At 43.0% G+C, this 3,715-nt stretch carries 3 protein-coding genes and 1 pseudogene; all 4 read left to right on the top strand.

Going from position 1 to position 3,715, the window contains the following annotated elements; genetic code table 11:
• Nucleotides 1-491, top strand: a pseudogene (locus QZZ35_RS09920) (hypothetical protein); the annotation flags it as partial.
• A 57-nt stretch (nt 492-548) separates the two neighbouring features.
• Nucleotides 549-1,097: a hypothetical protein gene (locus QZZ35_RS09915; RefSeq protein WP_291234645.1), complete on the top strand. Its 549-nt coding sequence runs from the start codon at nt 549-551 to the stop codon at nt 1,095-1,097.
• Complete coding sequence (locus tag QZZ35_RS09910; RefSeq protein ID WP_291237254.1) at nt 1,090-2,250, top strand: hypothetical protein; 1,161 nt, start codon at nt 1,090-1,092, stop codon at nt 2,248-2,250. The genes QZZ35_RS09915 and QZZ35_RS09910 overlap by 8 nt, the downstream gene beginning before the upstream one ends.
• A partial coding sequence (locus QZZ35_RS09905) for an MSCRAMM family protein (RefSeq protein ID WP_291237253.1) occupies nt 2,225-3,715 on the top strand: 1,491 nt, incomplete at its 3' end. The genes QZZ35_RS09910 and QZZ35_RS09905, both read left to right, overlap by 26 nt.

The raw sequence follows: 3,715 nt of genomic DNA, 5'->3' as shown, positions 1-3,715 counted from the left end.
AATTTGTCTTTCTTAAAGTGACGGTTCCCTATGCGAACGTGGTGACAGCGAATGAGGATGGAACAAAAGGCAAGACTGCGGATACTGAATTGTTCAGTTACGATGTGAAAGATGGATGGACAGAACTGGATTCCAAGAAAGAGACTGATTCATTAAAGCAAACTGTAACCCATTTATATGCTTATACAGGGGAGACGGCCGATTCTATGAAGGCACTGGCTGTCAACAGCAGCACACCGTCACTTTTTGACTGGGTTCGATTTGCCAATATCGTGGAAGATCAGAATCTGGAGACGACGACACAGAATATCGTTATCGAGGCCTATGGTATTCAGACCCAGAATATTAAAGATGAGAAGGGCAATTTGGACGGAGACAATAATGATGGTAAAACATTGCCTCTGGACGTGTGGAAAGTCATTGAAAACCAGAACCCAAGTCTTCAGAATACGGTGACCGAAGACATCAATACGGATATTAAAACGAATTAGTTCCATCAGCAGATCGTGACGTGACATAACAAAAGAGTGGGGCGGAAAGGAGCCGACTTGAAAGACTTAAAGAGACAAAACAGGTGGGTAATGGTGCTTGCGATGGGGATGATTCTGGGTTTGCCTTTGGCCGGAATCGCTGCCTATTTTGTTACAGGACATGTACGTGTGAATCCGGTGACGGTAGGCGGAAGCCATATAAGAATTGATGAGGAATTTATTCCGGAACCGATTGTGCCGGGAAAGAGGATCAGAAAAAAGGTGAGCATACATAATGAGGGACCGAATGCGTGTTATGTTCGGGCCAGAGTCCTTTTTTCAGACAGTGATATGGGTCAATACTCCGATATTGACTGGGATCTGTCGGACTGGATTTACGATGGGTCTGAGGAATACTATTATTATCAAAAGCCCATTGCCCCGGGAGAAGATACATCCTGTCTTATGACAGGAATATATATCCGGCCGGATACTCCGGAGGATGAGATAAAAAATGTGGATGTTATTGTCTATGCGGAGAGCTATCAGGCGGATGGTTTTCAGGATTATGAGGAAGCATGGAAGGATTATTCCAAAAACCTGAAGGGGGACATGCTTTATGAATAAAAAAGTAGTTATGGGAATCATCGGTCTGATGGGAATCTTTGGCCTGGGACTGTCATCCGTTTATGCATTGACGGAAGTTGTCAGTGAGAATCATTTTTCAACCGGTGTTGTAGATATTGAACTTGAAGAATTCTGCCTGAATGAGGAGGGAGAGGAGACATACTGGAAGAATCCGGTTCCGGTGATGCCGGGCGATCATGTTTCAAAGATACCGAGGATAAAAAATATGGGTAATGACTGTTATATACGAGCGAGAATTGATTTTCAGGATGCACCGTTCAATATAGAGAATATTTATGGAATGGAGGAAAACTGGATCAGTGCGAAAGATGGATACTTTTATTTCAGGGACAGTGTGCCGACCGGAAAAACGGCAGATCTTTTTCAGGGAATCATCATACCTGAAAGTCTGGATGAGACATATGCGGATACATCATTCTCAATCAGAATCTGTGCGGAAGCTGTCCAGAGCAGAAATTTTGAGCCGGATTACAGTGCAGAATGTCCGTGGGGCGAGATAAGCATCATCGACTGCAGAAAAGAGGGAACTTATGATATTTGGTCCATGAAAGGAAAGGAGGATCGGATATTTATTATAGAGTATGAAGGAGAAACGGAGAAGCTTGTGACGAATGAAGAAGATTTCTTCTGTAATTTTCCGGTCATGCTTCCTGGAGATATTTACAGTGATACGCTGACTCTGGAAAATACAAGTGATGATCATATTTTACTGTACTTCCGAACTGAGGCTGAGGACGCTCCGTCTTTGATTGACGAAATGGAACTAAAGATTGTAAAACAGTTTAACGGAGAAACAGAAACGGTTTATGAAGGCAGTTTAAGGGCATCTGAATTAAATGAGGGAATTTTGCTTGGAAGGATTAAAAACGGGGAGAAGGCAGAGCTTTTTTATGAACTTCATATGCCGGAAGCTTTAGATAACGACTATACATTGTTAGAAGACAAGTGTCAGTGGATTTTTTATACGGAAAAAGAAAAAACCGCAAATGAAAAAAGGGTTTCTACAGGAGATCATAATCTGAAGAGTATCCGAGCCCTATGTCTGTTAAGTATGATGAGTGTAATAGGAACATTTTTATGGATAAGAAAAGAGAAGGTGGTAAAAAATGAACGTAAAACAAAAAATCCGTAAGTTTTTTCTTTTTTGTGGGATGATGGTCTTTACCTTTCTGATGATATCCGATTCTTCCTATGCCTCTGAAACAGATACAAATCAGACAGATGGGGATGAAGAGACGAATAGAGCAGAATCAGAGGAGGAAGATTGGGTATCACCTCCGATGGAACTGACTCCGGAGGCTGTTCGTAAAGTCCTCGGACAGGATGTAGGACTTTTGAACGCAGAACAGGTTCGTCTTTTAAAAGAAGCCGGTTACGACGTTTCCGGATTCGAGGGAAACAGCACTCAGAACGATTACGGTATTATGATGTTCAGTGATGCTTTTGACTATCCCGCTGTTCTTCTTCCGGATAAAGGCTATCTTTCCTGGGGAACAACAGATGCCGACAAGTTGTACCTGTTTGGTGGAAACAGTTACTGGGGAGACGGTCAATATGTTCAGGCCTATACGGTTCACAGAAGAGGCAGTTATGGCGGTGATTTGAGAGATGCCTTTTGTCTGAATCCTTTTTCAGACAGCGGAAATCAGGGCGAAGTGGATGTCTATGCTCTGGAAGATGCGTCTATGCTCAAACTGATGTATTATGGTTACGGGGGACCGGGGTATAATGAGGAGATAAAAGCGATTTATGAACAGCTTGATCCAGCTTATTCAGCCAATGCACACGGTGTGAGTGAAGCTTATTATGTTTTAAACAGGGCATGGGCTTCCTGGCAGTTCGGAGATACGAACTGGGCACATGGACTTACTCAGAATGCGGCAGATACGGTGATCGCCCTTCAAAATTATACAGCCGGACTTTCTTCGCCGAATATTTCCGAAGGCATCCGTCTCATACAGCCGGAGGGAACCGCTGCCTTTTTAAATGATGCCGGACGTTACCAGTCACCGGTCATTTGTGCAGAGGGAAATACAGAGGACTATATCCTTTTTGATTTACCTGAAAATATAGCACTCCATGATGATAAAGACAATACTTATGCCGGTGGACAGACGGTTCAGATTTATGGAGGAACAAGATTTTGGTTGACAGCCGACGCATCTGACGTCAACGGAACATATAAAGCCTCATTTACAACTGTTTTACATAAATATCGGGTCATTGTTTTCTTTGGAGGAAGCTATCAGGATGTGGGCTGGCTGAACTGTTATGAAGAGGAGCAGCCTTTTGGGACAGAGATACAGATCGACTGGCCGGAGCAAAAAGGTTCTATTGAACTGACAAAGAAATCAATTCTGCCGGATATTACAACAGATAATAAAGTGTATACACTGAAAGATGCCGTTTACACCGTATATGACGAAGAAAACAAAGAAGTTGGCAGAATCGTGACCGATGCGATGGGAAATGGAAAACTGGATGGGCTTCCAAAAGGTCATTATTTTGTTTGTGAAACCACTGCACCGGCGGGATACCGGACGGATGAAAAAAGATATGAGGTGGATGTAAGTTCGGGCGAAGTATCAAAAATGACA

The sequence above is a fragment of the Frisingicoccus sp. genome (assembly GCA_016298055.1).
GTDB lineage: Bacteria > Bacillota > Clostridia > Lachnospirales > Lachnospiraceae > Frisingicoccus.
The sequence above is the reverse complement of the archived record's forward strand: the minus strand, read 5'-3'. Positions and strand labels throughout refer to the sequence as shown.